The following is a 16,999-nucleotide window of genomic DNA, read 5'->3' on the forward strand; positions in this document are numbered from 1 at the left end:
GGAGATCGAAAACCCCGTCAACCTCATGATCAACCAACTCGGGGGGTGTGGGGGTGGGGGTGGGGGGTGAAGGGGGTGCCCAGGTGGGGGGTGGCCAGCACGGTGGGGGAGTGGGTGCGGAGGGCGGTCAGCCGGGAGTCGCGGGCCTGGTCCTCGTCCACCTCGTGGGCGTAGGACAGCTCGGGGTCGACGAGTTGCACGACGTGGACCAGCAGGTCGCCGGTGACCAGCATCCGTTCGTCGGCGCAGGTCAGCAGCACCGACTGGTGGCCGGGTGTGTGGCCGGGGGTGGGCAGCAGGCGTACCGCCGGGGTGAGGGTGGTCTCGCCGTCGACCACCCGGAGCTGGCCGGCGGCGCGCAAGGGCGCGATCAGGCCGGCCGGCAGTGCCGGGTTGAGCGTCTCGGCCGCGTCGAGGTCGGCCCGCTGCACGAGGTAGCTCGCGTTCGGGAAGTACGGCCGGCCCGGCGTGCCGGTCACGGCCCAGCCGATGTGGTCGGTGTGCAGGTGCGTGAGCACGACGGTGTCGACGTCCGCGGGGTCGATGCCGGCGGCGGCCAGCTCGGCGGGCAGCCGGCCCGGTACGGGTGCCCAGCCCGCGGCCAGTGAGTCGGCGGGGCCGACGCCCGCGTCGACAAGGGTGACCGGCCCGTCCCCGGAACGGATCGCGAAACTGCGAAACGGCAGCCACCACCGCCCGTCCGCGGTCACCGCCCCCGGGTCGCGTCGGTCCGCCTCCCGCCAGTGAGCCGCCGTGGCGTGCGGAAACGCCTCGGTACGAGGTTGGAAGAAAGCTCCCTCCGAGTCGATGAGCGCGGTGACCGTGATAGACCCGAGGGTGTGGCTCAGTGGCATCGGGCGATGGTGCCAGGGAATCCTGTGCCGTGTAGCCCGCTTCCACCGGCCGACCGAGGCCGGGTGGGGGCCGCCGGTCCAATTGCAGTACGCTCGTACTGCTTGAGCACGTGTCCCCCGAGAGGAGCGCCGGCCGATGGCGAAGATCAAGGTAAACAACCCGGTCGTGGAGCTCGACGGCGACGAGATGACCCGGATCATCTGGAAGCAGATCCGGGAGCAGCTGATCCTGCCCTACCTCGACGTCGACCTGCACTACTACGACCTGTCGATCCAGCACCGCGACGAGACCGACGACCAGGTCACCGTTGACGCCGCCAACGCCATCAAGGAGCACGGCGTCGGCGTCAAGTGCGCGACCATCACCCCGGACGAGGCCCGGGTGGAGGAGTTCGGCCTGAAGAAGATGTGGCGGTCGCCCAACGGCACGATCCGCAACATCCTCGGCGGCGTCGTCTTCCGCGAGCCGATCATCATGTCCAACGTGCCGCGGCTGGTCCCCGGCTGGACCAAGCCGATCATCATCGGCCGGCACGCCCACGGTGACCAGTACAAGGCCACCGACTTCGTCGTCCCCGGCCCGGGCACGGTGACCATCACCTACACCCCGGCCGACGGCGGCGCCCCGATGGAGATGGAGGTCGCCAACTTCCCCGGCGGCGGCATCGCCATGGGCATGTACAACTACGACGAGTCGATCCGGGACTTCGCCCGGGCGTCGTTCCGGTACGGGCTGGACCGCAACTACCCGGTCTACCTGTCCACCAAGAACACCATCCTCAAGGCCTACGACGGCCGGTTCAAGGACATCTTCGCCGAGGTGTTCGAGACCGAGTTCAAGGACGAGTTCGCCGCCGCCGGCATCACCTACGAGCACCGGCTCATCGACGACATGGTCGCCGCCGCGCTCAAGTGGGAGGGTGGCTACGTCTGGGCCTGCAAGAACTACGACGGTGACGTGCAGTCCGACACCGTCGCGCAGGGCTTCGGCTCGCTGGGTCTGATGACCTCCGTCCTGCTCTCCCCGGACGGCCGGACGGTCGAGGCCGAGGCCGCGCACGGCACTGTCACCCGGCACTACCGGCAGTGGCAGAAGGGCGAGAAGACGTCGACGAACCCGATCGCGTCGATCTACGCCTGGACCCGGGGTCTGGCTCACCGGGGCAAGCTGGACGGCACCCCGGCGGTCACCGAGTTCGCCAACACGCTGGAGCAGGTCATCGTCGACACCGTCGAGGGCGGCCAGATGACCAAGGACCTCTCGCTGCTCATCTCGCGCGACGCCCCGTGGCTGACCACCGACGAGTTCATGAACGCGCTCGACGAGAACCTGGCCCGCAGGATCGCCGCCTGATCCAGGCGTACCGCGTCATCGGAGCCCGCCGGCACCAGCCGGCGGGCTTCGGCGTGTCCGGGGCTGACGCGCCGGTTGGCGTCACCGCCGTCGGCGCGCCTCGTTGACCAGGATGGACGAGATGCCAGTCGCGTCCGAGGAAGGTTGACCACGGTCGACCCGCGGCACCCGTGCGCCGATCAGCCAGCCTTCCCGGCTGTGCCGTGCACAGCCAGCCGTCCCTTCCCTGCGGGGGGCCCTGTCCCGGGCCCCCCGCGCCCTGTTCCCCAGGCGTCTCTTCTTCAGGCGGCGCGGAGCAACTCGGCGGCACGTTCCGGAGCGATGTCGTTGATGAAGACGCCCATCCCGGATTCGGAGCCGGCCAGATACTTCAACTTGTCAGTGGCCCGCCGGATGCTGAACAGCTGCAGGTGCAGGTGGCCCAACTCGCGGTCGATGCGCACCGGCGCCTGGTGCCAGGCCGAGATGTACGGCATCGGCATGTCGAACAGACCGTCGAAGCGGCGCAGCAGATCCAGGTAGAGCGGCCCGAAGGCGTCCCGCTCGCTGTCGCTCAGCGCCGGAATGTCCGGCACCACCCGGTGCGGCGCGACGTGCACCTCGAACGGCCAGCGGGCAGCCGCCGGGACGAACGCCGTCCAGTGCTCGTTCTCGGCGACCACCCGGTCGCCGGTGGCGCGCTCGGCGGCCAGCACGTCCGCGTACAGGTTGCCGCCGCCGGTCCGTTCCGCATGCCGGCGTGCCGCGGCCAGCAGCGCGCGGGTGCGCGGCGTCACGAAGGGGTACGCGTAGATCTGCCCGTGCGGGTGGTGCAGCGTGACGCCGATCTCGACGCCCCGGTTCTCGAAGCAGAAGATCTGCTCCACGCCGGGCAGTTCGCCGAGCACCTCGGTGCGGTCGGCGAGCGCGTCCAGGACGGTGCGGACCCGGCGCGGCGGCAGGCTTGCGAAGGAGGCGTTGTGGTCCGAGGTGAAGCAGACCACCTCGCACCGACCAAGTCCCGGTCGCACCGGCGTGAACGGGGTGATCTCGCCGGGCTCCTCGGCGACCCGGCCACTGAGCGACGGGAACCGGTTCTCGAAGACCACCACGTCGTAGTCGGGCGCGGGAACCTCGGTAAGCCGGTCGCCCACCGACGGGTCGAGGGGGCACTCGTTCGCCGGTGGGAGGAAGGTGCGGGTCTGCCGATGCACGGCCACCGCCACCCACTCGTCGGTCAGCGGGTCGTAGCGCAGCTGGGACGCGGGGGGCGGCGGCGGCAGGTCGCGGCGGTCGGGCTGGTCGCGGACCGCGTCGTCGCGCTCGTCGAAGTAAATCAGTTCCCGGCCGTCGGCCAGGTCGATCGCGGTGCGTTTCACTGCGCCGCCCCCTCACTCGTCGGCGTGCGCGTCGCGCGGCCCGCCCCGTTCGCTTCTACCATGATCAATTCGCCCACCTGTTCGCCGAGTACCCGTCGTGCGGGCGGAGGCAACCGGTCGTCGCTGACCAGTACGTGTGCTGCCGCCAGCTCGACGATCGAGGAGATGCCCACCGTGCCCCACTTGGTGTGGTCGGCGAGCACCACCAACCGGTCCGCGGCGGCCACGAGTGCCCGGTCGGTCTCCGCCTCCATGAGGTTCGGGGTGGTGAAGCCGGCCCGCTCGGTGATGCCGTGCACGCCCAGGAAGAGCAGATCCAGGTGCAGTGCCCGGACGGCCCCGACCGCGAGCGGGCCGACGAGCGCGTCCGACGGCGTGCGTACGCCCCCGGTGAGCACCACGGTCTGGTCCGGTCGACCACCGGCGTGCAGGATCTCGGCCACCGGCAGCGAGTTGGTCACCACGGTCAGGCCGGGCACGTCCACCAGCTTGCGGGCCAACTCGGCGGTGGTGGTGCCGGCGGAGAGCGCGACCGCGGCGCCCGGCCGGACGAGTTGGGCCGCCCGATCCGCGATGGCTGCCTTCTCCGCCAGTTGGCGGACCGACTTGGCGTGAAAGCCCGGCTCGTCCGTCGAACTCGGCCCGGCTGCCGTGGCGCCGCCGTGCACCTTGGCCAGCAGGCCACGCTCGTGCAGGGCATCCAGGTCACGACGGATGGTCATGTCGGAGACCCCGAACTCGCCCGCCAACTCACTCACCCGGACACCGCCGGTGGACCGGACCCGTTCCAGGATGGCCGCCTGCCGCTGCTGAGCCAGCATTCGCCGTGCCTCCCGGAGGTCCCCGTACTCTCACGCGGTCAAACGTGTTCCAACAAAGACGAACACTAGCGCGTATTGAGCGGTGGCCGGACAGCGGCTACGGAAACACCTCAGGAAGAAGCGATCTTCAGCTCCACCCAACCCGTCTCGGTGAGCTGATCCAGCACTGCCTGAACCGCGTCCGCGACGCTGAGGTCAGTGGTGTCCACCACCAGGTCGGCGTCGGTCGGCTCCTCGTACGGGTCGTCGATGCCGGTCATCCCGGTGAGCAGGCCGGCCCGCGCTCGCGCGTACAGACCCTTGCGGTCCCGGCGCTCACACACCTCAAGCGGGGTGGCGACATGCACAAGCACGAAACCCGCCCCGGCGGCCAGAGCCATCTCCCGGGCGGTGGCACGGGCCGCCGCGTACGGGGCGATCGGGCAGCAGATGCCCACCCCCCGGTGCCGGGCGATCTCGGCGGCCACCCACCCGATCCGCCGGACGTTCATGTCCCGGTCGGCCTTGCTGAAGCCCAGCCCGGCGGTGAGCTCCCGACGCACCACGTCCCCGTCCAGCAGGGTCACCGTGCGGTCGCCGCTCTCCCGCAACGCGTCCGCCAGCCCGCGAGCGATCGTCGACTTGCCGGAGCCGGAGAGGCCGGTCAGGAAGACCACCAGCCCCCGGTGCCGGCGCGGTGGCCGGGCCCGGGCCAGCTCCCTCGCCACAGCCGGCGGGGTGTGCCACTCCGGCAGGGGGAAGCCCCGATCCAGCAGGTCGTCGATCTCCTGCTGGGTCAGCGCGAGCCGACGGTTGCGCGGTGGGATGTCCTCCCGCCAGCGCCACTGCCCGTCCCGGTTGTCGTAGGCGAGCTCGCGCGGCACCAGCACCCGCAACCCGGCGCCGGAGAGCATCTCCCCGGTGGAGAGCAGGTGGGTCACCCCGTACGCGGCGGAGACCCGGGCGCGCAGCAGAGCGTCGCTGATCTCCTCCCGTCGATGTGACAGCGGCACCGCGATCACGGTGGCGGGCGGCATCCGGTCCCGGGCGGCGAAGATGGTGCGCACCAGCGCCTCTGGTGGAAGCCCACCGACGCCACCCTCACCGACCGGGATCATCACGAGCAGGTGCGCGGCCAGGGTGCGGGCGGCGTGGGCGATCTGAGCGAGCTGTGGACGGTGCAGCGGCCGGTCGGCGATCACACCGAGCACCCGGCCCGGGGGCAGCAGCGCGCGGACCTCCTCCGGGCTGCGGCGCAGTCGCTGGAACGGGCCGTGGCCGCCGTCGCCCAGCCGCCGGACCTGGCCGCCGACCCCGGCCACGCCCTCGCGTACCGGCCAGACGTCGGTCACGTCCAGGGCCGCCGCCGGCGCGCCCTCGCCGTCGGTCAGGACCAGCGCCCGGCGGGCCGGGTCGCGTGGATCGAAGCCCTGGGCCAGCGCGGCCGGCACCTGGAGGGTCACCGCGACCTGCCAGGGAGTGCCGTCGGCCAGCCGGCCGCGCCGGCTCACCGACACCAGGTCGGCGCGGGTCATGAAACCGGTCAGGGGGGCGTACGCACCGGTCAGCAGCAGCTCCAGATCAGCGAGCTCACCGGGACGCGGCGTGTACGCCGGTGCGTCCCGCAGCACCTCGTCGGGCAGCACCCAGCCGTTGCTCATCCACACCCCCCACTCGCTGACCGGCACACAGTTTCGCAGCCGACCGCCGATCGGTCGAGGCCGCCACTCCACGACCCGGTCGGGCAGATCGGCACCGCATCCGCCGACCGTCGCCGACCGCATCCGGCTCCACCGGCCAACCGGTCGTCGTGACGGACGTGCTCGATGTCCAGGTGACGCGGACGCGACTCCCCGCCGGCCGGGAGGTGAATGGTGTCACCCCGGATGGGCGTTTCCCGAGGCGGGGTCGCGCCGGACACGCCACCGGCGACGACAGGTCCCACCACCTCCGGCGCGGACCTTAGGGGTGCGTCGGGGCAAGGATCAGGGGAGCGCCGGGGGCGCGCCGGTGTCCGGGGTGGGCGTCGACTCCCTACGCTGGCAGCGTGACACTGATCGCGACCCAGTCGCTCACCAAGACGTACGGAGGTCGGGTCACCGCGCTCGCCGACCTCACCGTCGCCGTCGAGCCCGGGATCATCGGCCTGGTGGGCGCGAACGGCGCCGGAAAATCCACGTTGATCAAGATCCTGCTCGGCCTCATCGCCCCGACCAGCGGTCAGGTCTCGGTGCTCGGCATCGACCCGTCCGCCAACCCGGCGGCGGTCCGTGCCCGCGTCGGCTACATGCCCGAGCACGACTGCCTCCCGCCCGACCTGTCCGCCGCCGAGCTGGTCACCCACCTCGGCCGGATGAGCGGCCTGCCCCGCACGGCCGCCCGCGAGCGGGCCTCCGAGGCGCTGCGGCACGTCGGGCTCTACGAGGAGCGTTACCGCCCGGTGGGCGGCTACTCCACAGGCATGAAGCAGCGCGTCAAGCTGGCCCAGGCGTTGGTGCACGACCCCGATCTGCTGCTGCTCGACGAGCCGACGAACGGCCTGGACCCGGCCGGCCGGGACGCCATGCTGGCGCTGGTGCACCGGATCGGCACCGAGTTCGGCATCTCCGTGCTGGTCTGCTCGCACCTGCTCGGCGAGGTGGAGCGGATCTGCGACACGCTCATCGCCATCGACGGCGGCAAACTGCTGCGCGCCGACCACATCTCCGCGATGACCTCGGCCACCGACGTGCTCGCCGTCGAGGTCAGCGAGGGCACCGAGGAGCTCGCCGCCCGGCTCGCCGAGCTCAAGCTGCCGGTGGCGCGGGACGGGCGACTGCTCCTGGTGCCACTCACCGACGACGGCACCTACGACCTGATCCTCGGCGCGGTCGCCGAACTGGACCTGCCACTGCACCGACTGGACCAGCGCCGGCACCGGGTGGCCGAACTCTTCGCCACGAGGGAGCTCACCCATGCCTGAACCGTCAGCAACCGCCGTGCGTCAGGCGCCGACCGGCGTCATCCACGACATCGGCTACCAGCGTTACGAGGGCCCGAGGCTGGGCCGCCGCCACGTCTTCGGCGCCCTCTACCTGCACGGGCTGCGTACCGTGTTCGGTTTCGGGCGCAGCGCCAAGGCCAAGATCTTCCCGTGGCTGGTGGTCGGCATCGTCAGCCTGGTCGCGGTGGCCCTGGCCGCGATCCGCAGCCAGATCGGCGAGCCGGTCGCCACGTACGCCCAGTTCGCCGACGCGATGAGCTGGCTGGTCATCTTCTTCGTCGCGGTGGCCGCGCCCGAGTTGGTCTCCCGGGACCTGCGCAGCGGCGTCCTGCCACTGTATTTCTCCCGACCGCTGCCGCGCAGCGACTACGCGCTGGCCAAGCTGCTGGCGCTGGTCACCGCCCTCTGGCTGCTGCTCGGTGGGCCGCAGTTGCTGATGTTCCTGGGTGCCGCGTTCACCACCAAGCAGGGCATGCGCGGGGTCTGGAACGAGCTGCTCGACCTGCTGCCCGGCCTGCTCTACGCCGGGCTGTGGGCGGTGGTCTTCGCCTCCATCGGGCTGCTTGTCGCCTCGCTGACCGGCAAACGCGCCTTCGCCGCCGGTGGGGTGGTCGCGGTCTTCCTGATGACCACCCCGATCGTGGGGGTGCTCAGCATCCTGCCGTCGCGCACCGCCAACGAGCTTGCCGGGCTCGCCTCGCCCTCCACGCTGGTGCAGGGGGTGGGCATCTGGTCGCTTGGTGACCTGCTGGTCGAGGGCGATCCGGGCGAGATGATGATCGGCGGGTTCGGCCCGGTCTACGCCCTGGCCGCGGCGCTGCTGGTCGCCGGCGCGACCGCCCTCCTGCTGGTCCGCTACCGGAAGGTCGCCTCCTGATGAGCACGCTGAGTCTGACCGGTGTGTCCCGGTGGTACGGCAACGTGGTGGCGGTGAACGACATCAGCATGGCCCTGGGGCCGGGCGTGACGGGGCTGCTCGGCCCGAACGGCGCCGGCAAGACCACCCTGCTGCACATGATGGCCGGGTTCCTCGCCCCGTCGCGTGGCGCGGTCACCCTCGACGACCAGCCGACCTGGCGCAACCCGGACGTCTACCGCCGGTTGGGGCTGGTCAGCGAACGGGAGGCGGTGCAGGGCTTCCTCACCGCGTACGAGTTCGTGCTGGCCAGCGCGAAGCTGCACAAGCTGCCCGATCCGGCGGCGGCCGCCCGACGGGCGATCGACCTGGTGGAGCTGGAGTCGGCGCAGAGCCGCCGGATCGGCACGTACTCCAAGGGCATGCGCCAGCGGGCCCGGGTGGCCGCCGCGTTGGTGCACGACCCGCAGGTGCTGCTGCTCGACGAGCCGTTCAACGGGATGGACCCGCGCCAGCGGCTGCACATGATGCAGTTGCTGCACACGCTCGGCGACGCCGGCCGGACGATCCTGTTCAGCTCGCACATCCTGGAGGAGGTCGAGCAGGTCTCCGGGACGGTGCAGGTGATGGTGGCCGGGCGGTTGGCGGCCTCCGGCGACTTCCGGACCATCCGCCGGTTGATGACCAATCGCCCGCACGTGTTCGCCGTGCGTTCCACGAACGACCGGGCGCTGGCCGTCGCGCTGATCGCCGAGCCGTCCGTCAGTGGTGTCGAGTTGGACCCCACCGGCCTGACCGTGCGGGCCGGTGACTACGGCGCCTTCACCCGGGCGCTACCCCGGATCGCGCTCAAGCAAGGCATCCGGGTGCGCCAGCTGGTGCCGTCCGACGAGTCTCTGGAGAGCGTCTTCTCCTACCTGGTGGAGGCCTGACATGTCGACAATTACCTGGATCACCGCGCGCGGGCTGTTCGGCAGGCGTCGGTTCCTGCTGCTGCTTCCGCTGCCGTTGGTGCTGCTCGGGCTGGCCGTGCTCTGCCGGTCGCTGGGGGTGGACCCGGGCGAGTGGGGGCCGCCGGTGCTTGTCGGCCTCGGGCTGGCCGTGGTGCTGCCGGTGGTTGCGCTGATCATCGGCACGGGTGTGTTGGGGGCCGAGATCGACGACGGCACTGTCGTGCACATCCTGACCAAGCCGCTGCCGCGCTGGCAGATCGTGCTGCCGAAGCTCGCTGTCGCCGCCGGGGTCACCGCGGCCACCGTCGCGGTGCCGCTCTACGTCGCGGGCGTGCTCGCCGATTCGGTACGCCTCGGACTGGCGTTGGCGGTCGCGGGGACGCTCGGCGCGCTGGCGTACTCGGCGTTGTTCCTCGCGCTCAGCCTGGTCACCAGGCGGCCGGTGCTGCTCGGCCTGGTCTACGTGCTGATCTGGGAGGGGCTGCTGGGCAACTTCGTCAGCGGCACCAAGGTGCTCTCCATCCAGCAGTACGTGATCGCCCTCACCGACCGGATCGCCCCCACCGGGCTGTTGGAGACCACCGTGTCGGTGCCGGTGGCCTCGGTGATGACCGCGCTTGTCAGCGTCGGCTTCACCGTGCTGGCCATCGACCGTCTGCGCTCGTTCAGCGTGGCCGGCGAGACGAGCTGAGAGCGGTGCGAAACGGTGCTCCGGCCAGCCACCCCTCGGCGGTAGGGCTGGCCGGATGGACCGGTCGGACCCTCCCGGGCCAGGCTGTTGGGCGTGAGCGTCGAAGCGGAGCGGACGTCGTTGGCTGAGCCGTACTCCCGGAGCAGCCGGCCGTGGCTGACCAGCCTGGCTGTTGCCGGGCTGGCCTGCGCCACGGTCGCCACGGCTGCCCAGGGCAGCGGCCAGTTCCACTGGTGGGCCGTGTTCATCCTGATCCCGGCCGCGTTGATCGCGGCCAGCGGCGGCCCGTTGCTGGCTCGGGGCGGCGGCCGGGCCTTCGCCGGGTACATGCTCGCCTGCGTCGGCACCCTGGTGTTCGCGGCGGGCGCGCTGCTGATGTTCGGCGTCATGGGGCGGGGGTGGCCGTTGCTCGTGGTGCTGCCCTGCCTGGCGGTCGCCGGCACCTACGGTTGGCGGGCGGCCCACCCGCTGGCCCGCGGCCTGCACCGGGCGGTTGCCCTGCTCGCGCTTACCGGCGCGTTGCTCGGGCTGACCCTGCAACTGATCCGGGTGGACCTGATCCATCTGAAGACCGGCTGGTGGGGCGCGTTCCTGATGCTGGCCGGGGCGATCGTGCTGGGCAACGCGGGCGAGCTGACCCGGCACCGGATGCCGTACCGCCTCCAGGCGATCACCCTGCTTGTCGGTCCCGCCGTGGTGGCGTTCCTGCTCGGGCTGCGCTTCCTGCGCGGCTGGTGACGGGCCGTCCGCCGCCGCCGAAGGGGGGTGGCGGCGGCGGACGCCTGTCAGAAGGCGCAGGCGATGACGAGTTCCGGGGTGCGGTCGGGGAGCAGGTCGAGCTTGCCGATCCGGCCGGCCGCCCGCAGGTCGTCGGCGACCAGGCTGAGCTGCTCCAGCAGGGCCGCCGGGCCGAGCGCCTCGGCCAGCGGCACCTCCGCCCTCATCGACAGCTTCCGCTCCGACTTGGCCCGCCGCACCTGGCTCAACGCGTCGCCGGCGAGCCGCAGCAGCGCCGGGTCACCCGACTCCTCGATCGACCGGGCCACCTCGTAGGTGGTGGGCCATGGCGCGCGGTGCACCGAACCGTACCGCCACCACGACCAGACCTCCTCGGTCACGTAGGGCAGCACCGGGGCGAACAGCCGTAGCTGCACCGAGAGCGCCGCGGCCAGCGCCGCCCGCGCCGAATCGGCGGCCGCGCCGGTGCCGTACGCCCGCTCCTTGACCAACTCGATGTAGTCGTCGCAGAACCGCCAGAAGAACGCCTCGGCCGCCTGCAACGCGGCCGTGTGGTCGTATCCGTCGAGGGCGGTGCTCGCGGCGGTGACCACGGTGGTCAGCTCGGCGAGCATGGCCCGGTCCAGTGGGGTGGTCACGGGGGCGCGCAGCGCGTCGGCCGCGCCCAGCCCCAGCGCGAACTTGGACGCGTTCAGCAGTTTGGTGGCCAGCCGGCGGCCGATCTTGATCTGTGCCGGGTCGAAGGCCAGGTCCATGCCGGGCTTGCCGCTGGCCGCCCAGTAACGCACCGCGTCCGAGCCGTGCTGCTCCAACAGGGCCAGTGGGGTGACCACGTTGCCCTTGGACTTCGCCATCTTCTTGCGGTCCGGGTCGAGGATCCAGCCCGACAGCACGGTGTCCCGCCAGGGCAGCACCCCGTGCTCGAAGTGCGAACGGACCACGCTGTCGAAGAGCCAGGTCCGGATGATCTCCTGCCCCTGCGGGCGGAGGTCCATCGGGAAGACCTGCGCGAACAGCTCCGGGTCGGTCTCCCAACCACCGACGATCTGCGGGGTCAGCGACGAGGTGGCCCAGGTGTCCAGCACGTCCGGGTCACCGATGAAGCCGCCCGGGTGGCCGCGCTGCGACTCGTCGTACCCGGGTGCCGGGTCACTCGACGGGTCGACTGGCAGCGCGGACTCGTCAGCCGTGAGAGGGTGGGACCAGTCCGGCTCGCCAGTGTCGTCGAGCCGGTACCACACCGGCACCGGCACCCCGAAGAAGCGCTGCCGGCTGACCAGCCAGTCTCCGGTCAGGCCGCCCACCCAGTTGTCGTAGCGGTGCTTCATGTGCGCCGGCACCCAGCGCAGCTCCTCGCCCCGGGCCAGCAGGGTGGCCCGCAGGTCGGCGTCCCGGCCGCCGTTGCGCAGATACCACTGTCGAGTCGAGACGATCTCCAGTGGGCGGTCGCCGCGCTCGTAGAACTTGACCGGATGGGTGATCGGGCGTGGCTCGCCGATCAGGTCACCCGAGTCGGTGAGCATCCCGACGATCTCCCGGCGGGCGCCGTTGACGGTCTGCCCGGCAAGCGTCGCGTACGGCTGTGCCGGCACCCCGGCCGGCGGCTCGGGAAGCAGCCGGCCGTCGCGGCCGATGACCACCCGGGTGTCGAGGCCGAGATCCCGCCACCACGTCACGTCGCTCAGGTCGCCGAAGGTGCAGACCATCGCGATCCCGGTGCCCTTGCCCGGTTCGGCGAGCGGGTGGGCGTGCACCGGCACCTCGACGTCGAACAGCGGGCTGCGCACTGTCGCGCCCACCAGGTCGGCGTACCGCTCGTCGTCGGGGTGACAGACCAACGCCACGCAGGCGGGCAACAGCTCCGGTCGGGTGGTGTCGATCTGCACCTCGCGCCCGCCCGGCCCGGTGAACCGCAGCCGGTGGTAGGCGCCGGGGCGCTCCCGGTCCTCCAACTCCGCCTGGGCGACGGCGGTGGCGAAGCCGACGTCCCAGAGCGTCGGCGCCTCCGACTGGTACGCCTCACCGCGCAGCAGGTTGCGCACGAACGCCCGCTGACTTGTGGTCCGGGCGACGCGGCCGATCGTCGTGTAGGTCAACGACCAGTCCACCGAGAGCCCCAGCCGCCGCCACAGCGACTCGAAGGCCTGCTCGTCGGCGGCCGTCAGCCGTTCGCACAGCTCGATGAAGTTGCGCCGGGAGAGCGGGGTGGGGTCGCGGCGGGCCGCGTCGTCGACCGGAGTCGCCGGTGGCCGCCACACCGGGTCGTACGCCAACGCCGGATCGCAGCGCACCCCGTAGACGTTCTGCACGCGACGTTCGGTGGGTAGGCCGTTGTCGTCCCAGCCCATCGGGTAGAAGACCGCCTTGCCGCGCATCCGCTGGTATCGCGCGACGATGTCGGTGTGCGTGTACGAGAACACGTGCCCCATGTGCAACTCGCCCGATACGGTCGGCGGCGGGGTGTCGATGGCGTACACGTCCTTGCGCTCCTTTTTCGAGCGGTCGAACGCGTACGTGCCCTCCTCCTGCCACCGGCGTGCCCAGCTCTCCTCGAGCCCGTCCAGGGTCGGACGCTCGGGGACGCCGGCACGGGCCGTCCTTGCCGTATCGGTCATCCTGTGATCGTAGGCACCGCCGGAGGGTCGGGCCACGCAGTTGTCGGAACGCTGGTTCAGATGAGCGAGTCGCGCCACTGCCGGTGCAGGGCCGCGTACCGGCCGCCGGCCTCGGCCAGCACAGCGGGTGGGCCGTCCTCGACGATCCTCCCGTCGTCGAGGACGAGCACCCGGTCCGCGGTCTCCACTGTGGAGAGTCGGTGTGCGATCACCAGGGCGGTGCGGTCGCGCAGGATGGTCCCGAGCGCCCGCTGCACCAGCCGTTCGGTCGGCACGTCCAGTGACGACGTCGCCTCGTCCAGGATCAGCACTGTCGGGTCGGCCAGGAAGGCCCGGGCGAACGCGACGAGCTGGCGCTGCCCGGCGGAGAGCCGGCCGCCGCGGCGGTGCACCTGGGTGGCGTACCCCTCGGGCAGTGCGGCGATGAAGTCGTGCGCGCCGATCGCCCGCGCGGCGGCCTGGACCGTCTCGTCGTCCGCGCCCGGGCGACCGAACCGGATGTTCTCCGCGACGGTCCCACTGAACAGGTGGTTCTCCTGCGTCACCAACACCACGGCACGGCGCAGGTCGGTGTCGCTCACCTCGCGCAGGTCGACCCCGTCCAGGCGGACGCTGCCGGTGTCCGGGTCGTGGAAACGGGCGACCAGTTTGGCGATCGTCGACTTGCCCGCGCCGGTCGGCCCGATCAGCGCCACCGTCTGGCCGGCCGACACGGTCAGCTCCAACCCGCCGAGGATCGGGGTGCCGGCCCGGTAACCGAACGAGACCGCCCGGAAGGTCACCTCGCCGCGACCGGGCCCGGTCGGCAGCGGGGTGGGGCGGGCCGGCTCGGCGACGGCCGGCCGTTCGTCGAGCACCCCGGCCAGCTTCTCCAGCGCCGCGGTGGCCGACTGGAGGGAGTTGTAGAACTGGCTCAGTTCCTGCATCGGCTCGAAGAAGCGACGCAGGTAGAGCAGGAACGCGGCGAGCACGCCGACCTCGGTCCGGCCGTCGAGCACCCGCCACCCGCCGTAGCAGAGCACCGCCGCCACAGTGACGTTGCCGATCAGCTTGATCGCCGGCGAGTACGTGGCGATCAGTCGGAACGTGTGCAGGCTGGTCCGTCGGTAGTCGTCGCCGAGCGCCACGAAGATCCGTTGGTTGCGCGGCTCCCGGCGGAACGCCTGCACCGCCCGGATGCCCCGCATCGACTCGACGAAGTGCACGATGACAAGCGCGACCGCGTCCCGGGTCCGCCGGTAGGCGCTTGCCGACGACCGGGCGAACCAGCGGGAGAGCCAGAACAGGAACGGGAAGGCGAGCAGCGTCACGGCGGCAAGCGGCAGGTCCAGCCAGAGCAGGATGGCCGCCACCGACAGCATCGACAACCCCGCCATCACCAGGTTGTCGATCCCACCGTCGACCAGTTCGGCGATCGAGTCCAGGTCACTGGTGAGCCGGGAGACCATTCGGCCCGAGGTGTACCGCTCGTGGAAGCCGACGGACAGTCGCAGGAAGTGCCCGAACACCCGCTGCCGCAGGTCGAGCAGGACGGCCTGGCCGATCCGGGCGGAGAGGGTGAGGAACCCGCGCCGGGCCGCGTACTCGGTGAGCGAGGCGACCACGAACGCCCCGGCGACGGCGACCAGCGGGCCGGCGTTCCCGGCGCGCAGCGGCGCGATGGCCCGGTCGATGCCGATCATGACCAGGTACGGGCCGGACATCGCTGCGGCGTTCTGGGTCAGCAACAGACCGACCGCGGCGGCGAGTCGTCCCCGGTGTGGTCGGAGCTGGTCGGCGAGCAGGGCCCGGCTGAGCCGGCGCAGCCGGGCCACCGCCTCGGGTGCGGTGTCCTCGGCTCGGCTCCGGTCCGCCTCCGGGTCCGTGGCGGTCCCGCGCCAGCGGGTCAGCTCCGGCTCCTCCTCGGGCGGTGGTTCGGCAGGCTTCGGCACTGTCACGAGCGCACCAGCCCCCACCCGTCGGAGGGGAACGGGCTCGGGCCGGCGGCTTCCGCCGGCGGTGGGTGCCCGGTGGGTGGTTCGGCGGCCAGCAGCGCCCGGTACGCCGGAACTGTGGACAGCAGGTCGGAGTGCCGCCCCACCGCGGTGATCCGCCCGTCTTCGAGCAGGGCGACCCGGTCGGCCAGGGCGATCGTCGACGGCCGGTGCACCACGAGCAGAGCGGTGCTCTTGCGCAGGACCTGTCGCAGTGCCGCCTCGACAAGCGCCTCGGTGTGCACGTCGAGAGCGGACAGCGGGTCGTCGAGCACCAGCACCGCCGGTCGGCCGAGCACGGCCCGCGCCAACGCGAGCCGCTGACGCTGCCCGCCGGAGAGAGAAAGCCCCTGCTCACCGACCCGGGTGGACAACCCCCACGGCAGCTCGTACGCGAAGTCGGCCTGGGCCAGCGCGAGGGCTGCGCGGACGTCGTCGTCGCCGGCGTCCGGGTGGCCCAGAGTGAGGTTCTCCCGCACCGACATGGAAAAGAGCGTGGGCTCCTCGAACGCCACCCCGACCAGTCGGCGCAGCGAGGCCAGCCGTAGTTCGCGCAGGTCGTGCCCGTCGAGGGTGATCCGACCGGCGGTCACCTCGTGCAGCCGGGGCACCAGCGAGAGCAGCGTGCTCTTGCCGGAGCCGGTGGCGCCGACCAGGGCGAGCGTCTCGCCCGGCTCGATGACCAGGTCGATCTCGCGCAGCACCGGTGCGGTGGCCCCCGGGTAGCTGAACGAGACCCGCTCGATGCGGAGCTGGCCGTGCACCGCGTCGCGGGGCAGCGCGAGCGCGCCGGGGGAGTCCACGATCTGGGGTGGAGTGTCCAGCACCTCCTGGAGCCGGTCGGCGGCGGTGGCGGCCTCCTGACCGTTGGCGATGATCCAACCCAGTGACTGCACCGGCCAGATGAGCATCAACTGGAGGCTGACGAACGCGACAAGCTCGCCGATGGTGAGCGCGCCCTTCGCGGCCGCGGCCGCACCGGCCACCAGCACCACCCCCAGGGTCACGTTGGGCACCAGGTCGAGCAACGCGGAGGTGGTGGCCAGCAGCCGCGCCTTGCCGACGCCCGTGTCGTGCAGCCGCCGGGCCCCGACGCCGAAGCGGGCGGCCAGTTCCGGCCCCCGGCCGTACGCCTTCATGGTGCGCAGGCCCTGCGCGGTCTCCTCGACCACTGTCGCCACGTCGCCCTGCTGGTCCTGCATCCGCCGGGACGCGGCATGGTAGTGCCGCCCGAACCGGCGGCTGATCAGCAGCAGCGGCACCGAGCTGGCCGCGACCAGCGCGCCGAGCATCGGATGCAGGTTGACCAGCAGCACGACCACGACCAGGTAGGTGGTCACGTTGAGCACCAGGAAGAACACGCCGAAGGAGAGGAACCGGCGGATCACCGACAGGTCGCTGGTGATCCGGGAGAGGAGCTGGCCGGACTGCCAGCGGTCGTGGAAGCTCGTCGGCAACAGTTGCAGGTGGGCGTAGACGTCGGCGCGCAGCGCCGCCTCCATGCCCACCGCCGAGGAGGACTGCACCCACCGGCGGATGAAGATGAGCACCGCCTCGACCACGCCGAGCAGCAGCGCCAGGCCGCCGAGTTGGAACAGCCCGGCCGGTTCGTGCCGGGCCACCGGGCCGTCCACCACCCGCTGCACGACAAGCGGTACGGCGATTCCGGCCGCCGTGCCCGCGAGGCCCGCGACGAGCAGCCAGGCGAACTCGGCAGCGTACGGGCGAAGGTAGGGGCGCAGCCGCCAGAGGTTGTGCAACGGGTGCCGGGGCGCGGCAGCCCGGGTGGCCGGGTTGCCGTCGCTTTCCACAGGCATACCAGAC

13 protein-coding genes are annotated in these 16,999 nt (G+C 71.7%); 6 read left to right on the forward strand and 7 right to left on the reverse strand.

Annotation, left to right across the window (positions count from 1 at the left end):
- Positions 1 to 29 precede the first annotated feature (29 nt).
- Positions 30 to 854, reverse strand: coding sequence for an MBL fold metallo-hydrolase (locus AB0F61_RS27880; protein ID WP_357815385.1), 825 nt, complete (start codon positions 852 to 854; stop codon positions 30 to 32).
- 136 nt (positions 855 to 990) lie between these two features.
- Between AB0F61_RS27880 and AB0F61_RS27885 the strand changes: the two genes are divergently transcribed.
- Positions 991 to 2,208, forward strand: coding sequence for an NADP-dependent isocitrate dehydrogenase (locus AB0F61_RS27885; protein ID WP_357815388.1), 1,218 nt, complete (start codon positions 991 to 993; stop codon positions 2,206 to 2,208).
- Positions 2,209 to 2,489: 281 nt separating this feature from the next.
- On the opposite strand, the gene galT is transcribed toward AB0F61_RS27885, so the two are convergent.
- The 3 genes from galT to cysC form a co-directional block, all read right to left on the reverse strand.
- Positions 2,490 to 3,566 carry a galactose-1-phosphate uridylyltransferase gene (gene galT, locus AB0F61_RS27890; protein ID WP_357815391.1) on the reverse strand — a complete coding sequence of 359 codons (1,077 nt, stop codon included), beginning with the start codon at positions 3,564 to 3,566 and terminating at the stop codon, positions 2,490 to 2,492.
- On the reverse strand, positions 3,563 to 4,387 hold the full coding sequence (locus AB0F61_RS27895) for a DeoR/GlpR family DNA-binding transcription regulator (RefSeq protein ID WP_357815394.1): 825 nt from the start codon (positions 4,385 to 4,387) through the stop codon (positions 3,563 to 3,565). The genes galT and AB0F61_RS27895 overlap by 4 nt, the downstream gene beginning before the upstream one ends.
- Positions 4,388 to 4,497: 110 nt before the next feature.
- The gene (gene cysC / locus AB0F61_RS27900; RefSeq protein WP_357815397.1) at positions 4,498 to 6,027 is read right to left on the reverse strand and encodes an adenylyl-sulfate kinase; all 1,530 of its coding nucleotides are present in this window, start codon (positions 6,025 to 6,027) and stop codon (positions 4,498 to 4,500) included.
- A gap of 386 nt (positions 6,028 to 6,413) precedes the next feature.
- On the opposite strand from cysC, the gene AB0F61_RS27905 reads away from it, so the two are divergent.
- From AB0F61_RS27905 to AB0F61_RS27925, 5 genes are all read left to right on the forward strand, one after another.
- Positions 6,414 to 7,328: an ABC transporter ATP-binding protein gene (locus tag AB0F61_RS27905; protein ID WP_357815399.1), complete on the forward strand. Its 915-nt coding sequence runs from the start codon at positions 6,414 to 6,416 to the stop codon at positions 7,326 to 7,328.
- A complete protein-coding gene (locus AB0F61_RS27910; RefSeq protein ID WP_357815402.1) occupies positions 7,321 to 8,226 on the forward strand; it encodes an ABC transporter permease subunit in 906 nt (301 codons plus the stop codon). Before AB0F61_RS27905 ends, AB0F61_RS27910 begins: the two co-directional genes overlap by 8 nt.
- Complete coding sequence (locus tag AB0F61_RS27915) at positions 8,226 to 9,137, forward strand: ABC transporter ATP-binding protein (RefSeq protein WP_357815405.1); 912 nt, start codon at positions 8,226 to 8,228, stop codon at positions 9,135 to 9,137. Before AB0F61_RS27910 ends, AB0F61_RS27915 begins: the two co-directional genes overlap by 1 nt.
- Position 9,138: 1 nt before the next feature.
- Positions 9,139 to 9,849 carry an ABC transporter permease subunit gene (locus tag AB0F61_RS27920; protein WP_357815408.1) on the forward strand — a complete coding sequence of 237 codons (711 nt, stop codon included), beginning with the start codon at positions 9,139 to 9,141 and terminating at the stop codon, positions 9,847 to 9,849.
- Positions 9,850 to 9,942: 93 nt separating this feature from the next.
- Entirely contained in the window at positions 9,943 to 10,587 is a 645-nt protein-coding gene (locus tag AB0F61_RS27925; RefSeq protein WP_357815411.1) for a hypothetical protein, read from the forward strand.
- A gap of 47 nt (positions 10,588 to 10,634) precedes the next feature.
- Here AB0F61_RS27925 and valS read toward each other — a convergent pair whose 3' ends face one another.
- Genes valS through AB0F61_RS27940 form a run of 3 tightly spaced genes read right to left on the reverse strand, consistent with a single transcriptional unit; the run spans position 10,635 to position 16,992 of the window.
- Positions 10,635 to 13,202 (reverse strand): valine--tRNA ligase, encoded by a 2,568-nt coding sequence (gene valS, locus AB0F61_RS27930; RefSeq protein ID WP_357815413.1) that lies wholly within the window; start codon positions 13,200 to 13,202, stop codon positions 10,635 to 10,637.
- A gap of 56 nt (positions 13,203 to 13,258) precedes the next feature.
- Complete coding sequence (locus AB0F61_RS27935) at positions 13,259 to 15,139, reverse strand: ABC transporter ATP-binding protein (protein WP_357815416.1); 1,881 nt, start codon at positions 15,137 to 15,139, stop codon at positions 13,259 to 13,261.
- Complete coding sequence (locus AB0F61_RS27940) at positions 15,136 to 16,992, reverse strand: ABC transporter ATP-binding protein (protein ID WP_357815419.1); 1,857 nt, start codon at positions 16,990 to 16,992, stop codon at positions 15,136 to 15,138. Before AB0F61_RS27940 ends, AB0F61_RS27935 begins: the two co-directional genes overlap by 4 nt.
- Positions 16,993 to 16,999 lie beyond the last annotated feature (7 nt).

It is taken from the genome of Micromonospora sp. NPDC023888 (genome assembly GCF_040639415.1).
Taxonomy (GTDB): Bacteria; Actinomycetota; Actinomycetes; order Mycobacteriales; family Micromonosporaceae; genus Micromonospora.

Coding starts and splice junctions, on each gene's coding strand:
- AB0F61_RS27880 (WP_357815385.1), bottom strand. CDS start 854: ATGCCACTGAGCCACACCCTCGGGTCTATCACGGTCACCGCGCTCATC.
- AB0F61_RS27885 (WP_357815388.1), top strand. CDS start 991: ATGGCGAAGATCAAGGTAAACAACCCGGTCGTGGAGCTCGACGGCGAC.
- AB0F61_RS27895 (WP_357815394.1), bottom strand. CDS start 4,387: ATGCTGGCTCAGCAGCGGCAGGCGGCCATCCTGGAACGGGTCCGGTCC.
- cysC (WP_357815397.1), bottom strand. CDS start 6,027: ATGAGCAACGGCTGGGTGCTGCCCGACGAGGTGCTGCGGGACGCACCG.
- AB0F61_RS27910 (WP_357815402.1), top strand. CDS start 7,321: ATGCCTGAACCGTCAGCAACCGCCGTGCGTCAGGCGCCGACCGGCGTC.
- AB0F61_RS27915 (WP_357815405.1), top strand. CDS start 8,226: ATGAGCACGCTGAGTCTGACCGGTGTGTCCCGGTGGTACGGCAACGTG.
- AB0F61_RS27920 (WP_357815408.1), top strand. CDS start 9,139: ATGTCGACAATTACCTGGATCACCGCGCGCGGGCTGTTCGGCAGGCGT.
- valS (WP_357815413.1), bottom strand. CDS start 13,202: ATGACCGATACGGCAAGGACGGCCCGTGCCGGCGTCCCCGAGCGTCCG.
- AB0F61_RS27940 (WP_357815419.1), bottom strand. CDS start 16,992: ATGCCTGTGGAAAGCGACGGCAACCCGGCCACCCGGGCTGCCGCGCCC.